This is a genomic window from Streptomyces sp. (assembly GCF_050698815.1).
Classification (GTDB): Bacteria; Actinomycetota; Actinomycetes; order Streptomycetales; family Streptomycetaceae; genus Streptomyces.
In genome coordinates this window covers 1-4,836 of record NZ_JBOHCV010000003.1, presented here as the reverse complement: position 1 = coordinate 4,836, position 4,836 = coordinate 1, and the positions used below count along the sequence as shown (strand labels likewise).

3 protein-coding genes are annotated in these 4,836 nt (G+C 75.3%); 1 reads left to right on the top strand and 2 read right to left on the bottom strand.

Annotated elements, in window-relative coordinates:
* Positions 1–2,359, bottom strand: a 2,359-nt coding sequence (locus tag ACRDP3_RS00070) for a DUF5682 family protein (protein ID WP_431514692.1), incomplete at its 3' end; no start/stop codon positions are given.
* Entirely contained in the window at positions 2,356–3,501 is a 1,146-nt protein-coding gene (locus tag ACRDP3_RS00065; protein WP_431514693.1) for an ATP-binding protein, read from the bottom strand. The genes ACRDP3_RS00070 and ACRDP3_RS00065, both read right to left, overlap by 4 nt.
* Positions 3,502–3,655: 154 nt before the next feature.
* On the opposite strand from ACRDP3_RS00065, the gene ACRDP3_RS00060 reads away from it, so the two are divergent.
* Positions 3,656–4,705, top strand: a complete 1,050-nt coding sequence (locus ACRDP3_RS00060; RefSeq protein ID WP_431514691.1) for a hypothetical protein — start codon at positions 3,656–3,658, stop codon at positions 4,703–4,705.
* Positions 4,706–4,836 lie beyond the last annotated feature (131 nt).

Here is a 4,836-nt window from a genome sequence, read left to right as displayed (position 1 = left end):
GTGCTCCTCCGGCAGCCCCTCCGATGCCGCCCTGAGTGGCCGCGGCGCCGCTGCCACGGCGCACCAGCTCGCCCACGGTCCGTCGCACGCCCGGCTCGTACTCGGCGAACGTGCGGCGCAGCAGTGGCAGCACATCCGTGAAGGCGTCCGCCGGCACCCCCGTCAGCCACCCGTCGACCAGCGCGAGCAGCCGCTCGTCGTGCGCCAGCAGCATGCCGCCGCCCGCGAGGAACCCCTCGATCCATGCCGCTGCCACGGTCGGCGCCGTCCCCGGTGAGAGCGCCAGGCCCAGCAGCCGTGCCGCCTCCTCCTCCGTCAGCCGGCCGTCGTCCAGCAGCAGCCGGGCACACCGGCCGCGGATCAGGCCGGGTATCCGGTCGCGGGCGGTCAGTTCCCGCAGGACGGCGCGCCAGCGCGAGCGCACGCCCCGATGAGGACCTTCCGGGCGTGCCTGTTCCAGAAGTGCCATCGCCCGGTGCACCCCGTCGATATGGCCGCGCATCTCCGCGGCACCGGCGGCGTCCAGCCCGGCGCACGCGGGCGGAAGGCCCACACACACACGCTCGGCCAGCCCCCCGGCGACCTCGGCCAGTGCCGCGGCGTCCGTGCCCCGCACATCGCCGTACCGCAGGGCGCTCACCAGCGCCGGGAGGGCCTGGGCGAGATGCCCGACGTCGGTGTCCAACGCGGCACGGTCCGCCAGTGCGCGCATGACCGGCGGCAGCGCGTCCGGCAAGTCCGCGAGCAGACAGCACTCGGCAAGGGCGGTGATGTCGGCCAGCGCCGTGTTACCGGCAGACCCGGAGGCCCCGGCGGTCCCGGTGGACCCGGCGGTCCCGGTGGCCTCGGTGGACCCGGCGGTCCCGGTGGCCTCGGCTGCCTGCGAGACGGCCTTCGCGGTCGCCGCGCCTGCCACTGTGGTGCCCCACACCCCCGCCTCGGCCGTCCGCACCGACAACTCCGGCTCCCAGCGCAGGCGCCAGCTCTCCCTGAAGGTTCCGGTGCCGACCGTGCGCGACGCGGCGGGGACACCCCAGTCGATGCCGAGCAGCCGCAGCCGGTGCAGCAGGCGGCTGCGGCCCGAGTCGGTCGCCTTCCGCAGGTCGAGGTCCAACTCCCGGTCCGCCGCCGCCGGTTTCAGCCGGAGCGTGCGCTGCTGCCGCGCCAGGTCGCGCTGGAGCGGCACCGCGGGCGCCTCCTCCGGCACCTCCCCCAGCACGTCCCCGACGACCAGCCGGTCCCGCACGAGGGCGAGCGGCACGTCCGAGCCCTCGCAGAGCACGGCACGGATCGCGTCGGTGGTCTCGGTCAGTCCGGCGAGCGGCCTTCCGCGCAGCGCGGCGAGCGACTCGGCGAGCCGGACGGCCTCGATGACGTGTGCGGAGGAGACGGGGTAGTCCTCCGCACGCAGCAGGCGCGCCGCCTTCGTCAGCCAGCGCGCCACGGGACGGTCGGGGGCGGCGAAGAGATGCCCGTACCAGCCCGGTGAGTCGATGCCCGCGCCGTAGCCGCTGTGCCGAGCCAGCCGCCGGTTCGTCCAGGGCACCCAGGTGACCTCGGTCTTCGCCTTCGGCAGTCCCTTGAGCGACTGCCGGTCCACCGTGACCGTCATGTTCGCGGTGAGCGCGGGCACGTGCCAGGCACCGCAGACAACAGCGACGTCGTCCTCCCCGAACTCCCGGCACGCTTCCCGCAGCCGCAGCTGCATATGCGCTTCGCGCAGCTGCTCGCGCCGGTGTCCTCCCCCGGTGCCGTACTCCTCCCGCAGGGCCGCCATCGCCGCGCCGAGGACGACGAACGGGGCGTACGGATCGGCCTCTTCCGCGCCCGCGCCGGTGCCAACGCAAGTTCCGGTGCCCGTGCCCGTGCCGCGGTGCTCGACGACGTCCTCCCACCAGCGTTCCGCGTCGTCATGGCCGGCGGTCTCGGCGAGCACGGCGATCGGATCGATGCGCAGCTCCTCGCCGGGCCCCGCCGCCCCCTCCTCCTCGCCGAGGGCCAGCGCGTGCGCGGCCGGCAGGTCGATGAAGCGCACAGGCACCCCGCGGGCCAGCGCCCACCGGATCGCCACCCACTCCGGGGAGAACTCCGCCAGTGGCCAGAACGCCGCCCGGCCGGGCTCGTCGCCGCCCGGCTCGTACTCGGCGTGGGCGAGCAGGGCGACCGGCGGACGCATCCCCTCCGCCCCGGCGAGCGCGACGATGCCGTCCGCCTCCGGCGGCCCTTCGACGAGCAGCACCCGTGGCTCGTACGCCGCCAGGACCGCCCGCACGGCGCGCGCCGATCCCGGCCCGTGATGCCGCACGCCCAGCAGCAGGGGCCCACCGCGGCCCGGACGCCGTTCGCCGGCGGCGCTCACGGGGAGGCCTCCCGGCACGCGCGGTAGAAGTCCTTCCAGCCCTCGCGCTCGCGCACGACCGCCTCCAGGTACTCCTGCCAGGCGACACGGTCCACCGACGGGTCGCGCACCACGGCACTCCGCACACCCGAGGCCACGTCGGCCGCCCGCAGCACGCCGTCCCCGAAATGCGCCGCGAGTGCCATGCCCGCGGTGACGACGGAGATGGCCTCTGCCGTCGAAAGGGTCCCGGAAGAGGACTTGAGCTTTGTGCGGCCGTCCGCCGTCACGCCTTCCCGCAGCTCGCGGAAGACGGTCACCACCCTGCGGATCTCGGCCATGCCGTCGGGCGCGGCGGGCAGGTCGAGGGAGCGGCCGAGCTGGTCGACGCGGCGCGCGACGATGTCGACCTCCGCCTCCGCCGTTTCGGGCAGCGGCAGCACCACGGTGTTGAAGCGGCGGCGCAGCGCGCTCGACAGCTCGTTCACCCCCCGGTCGCGGTCGTTGGCCGTCGCGATCAGGTTGAAGCCGCGTACCGCCTGGATCTCCTCGCCAAGTTCCGGCACGGGCAGCGACTTCTCCGACAGCACGGTGATCAGGCTGTCCTGCACGTCGGCGGGGATACGGGTCAGCTCCTCCACGCGCGCGGTCATACCCTCCGACATCGCCCGCAGCACGGGGCTGGGCACCAAGGCGTCCCGGCTCGGGCCGTGGGCCAGCAGCCGGGCGTAGTTCCACCCGTAGCGCACCGCCTCTTCCGCGGTGCCCGCCGTGCCCTGCACGAGCAGCGTCGAATCGCCGCTGACAGCGGCCGCCAGATGCTCGGAGACCCACGTCTTCGCGGTGCCGGGCACACCGAGGAGCAGCAGCGCCCGGTCCGTCGCCAGTGTGGTGACGGCCACCTCCACGAGGCGGCGCGGCCCCACGTACTTCGGCGTGATCACCGTGCCTCCCCCAGACTTCGTCCGGGAGGTGCCCCCAGGCAGCTCGCCGCCGAGCAGATACGTGGCCACCGCCCACGGCGACAGCCGCCAGCGCTCCGGGCGCGGCCGGTCGTCGGCGGCGGCGAGCGCCCGCAGCTCCGCCGCGAAGGCGTACTCGGCGTGCGGCCGCAGCACCTGCCCGGCCGGCGCGGGACCGGCAGGGTCATCGGCATGGGCCATGCCATGGGCGTCGGCATCGGCACGGGCATCGGTCACAAGTCCCCCTCCACGCACGGTGGATCGATGTGCTTCTCAGCCTGCACCCCGGCACTGACAACGGCCGCACACGCCGGTGCCGGGGCGATTGTCAGTGCCCGCTCGTACGGTCGGGAGCATGACTGGAGAGCGGGTCCGCCGGCCTCCCGGGCCGGAGGCGGCGCGGCAGCGCGCCGAGCGTCGCGCGCAGCGGATCGCCACGGGGGCCACGGAGCTGGAGGAACGTCTCGTCGACCTCCTGCGCGGCGGGCTCGCCGGCGCGGACCGGGACGGCCACCCGGCGTGGGAGGAGACGGCTGCCCGCATGGTCGACGCCCAGGCGCCGGGCCTGGCGTCCCGCATCAGGGAGTTGGGCGCGCTGCCGCCCGGCCAGGACTGGCCGGAGCGGATGCTCTCGGAGTGCGCCCTGCTGCACCTGCTCAACCGGGGTCTGCTGACGTCGGCGAGCCTGCCGGAGCCGCTGGCCGCGACCGTACGGGCCCGGGCGGGCATCACCGTCGACTCGGCGGAGCTGCTGGCGGACGAGGCCGCGTTGGTACGGGACGAATGGCTGGTGATGGCGCAGCGGGACAGCGAGGAGGGACGGCTCACCGCGCACCGCACCTGGCTGTACGGGCGGGCGTCGGGACGTCCCGCGCTGCTGCTGTCCTACGCGATGGCGGGCCGCGTGCCCGAACTCGCCCTCCCGGTGGACCCGGTGGGCTCGGTGCTCGACGCGGAGCTGGCCTTCTACCCGGGTGCCCGGCCGCTGCGTGCCGCGCTGGGCAGGCGGCACGCCGAGCCGGGCACGGGCTTCGTGCCCCCGGGCGGCACCGTGTCCGACGCCCTGGCGGGGTACGGGGCGGCGCTGTGCGACGACCCGTGGCTGGAGAACTGGCCGGCCGTGCTGAGCGAGGTGGTGCCGATACCGGCGGCCCCCGAAGACGAGGACGAGCGCGACGGCGGGGGCGGATGGCAGGTCGCCGACGTCGCCCGGGGGACCCCCGGCCGGGCCGGGAGCTCCGGGGGAGACTCCGCACTTCCCGTCACGCCCGCCACCTCTTCCACAGCCCTGTGGAAACTCGCGTCGATATCGGGCGGTGGACCGGTCACGGTCTTCGGTGAGTGCGGTCACCGCGGATTCACCCCGTACACGGCGTGGAGCGGCGCGGAAGCGGTGCCGCTGTGACGGCGCCCTGGAGGGAGCTCGTCACCGCCGCGCTGCTCGGCACCGACCGGCCCTCTGCCTCCGGGCTCAGCGCGCCGGCGCTGCTGGACGCGGCAGCCGTCGAGACCGTACGGCAGCGGGCGGGGCTGCGG

Excerpts from the sequence above, each read along its gene's own strand:
- ACRDP3_RS00065 (WP_431514693.1), bottom strand. The coding sequence starts at position 3,501 with ATGGCCCATGCCGATGACCCTGCCGGTCCCGCGCCGGCCGGGCAGGTG.
- ACRDP3_RS00060 (WP_431514691.1), top strand. The coding sequence starts at position 3,656 with ATGACTGGAGAGCGGGTCCGCCGGCCTCCCGGGCCGGAGGCGGCGCGG.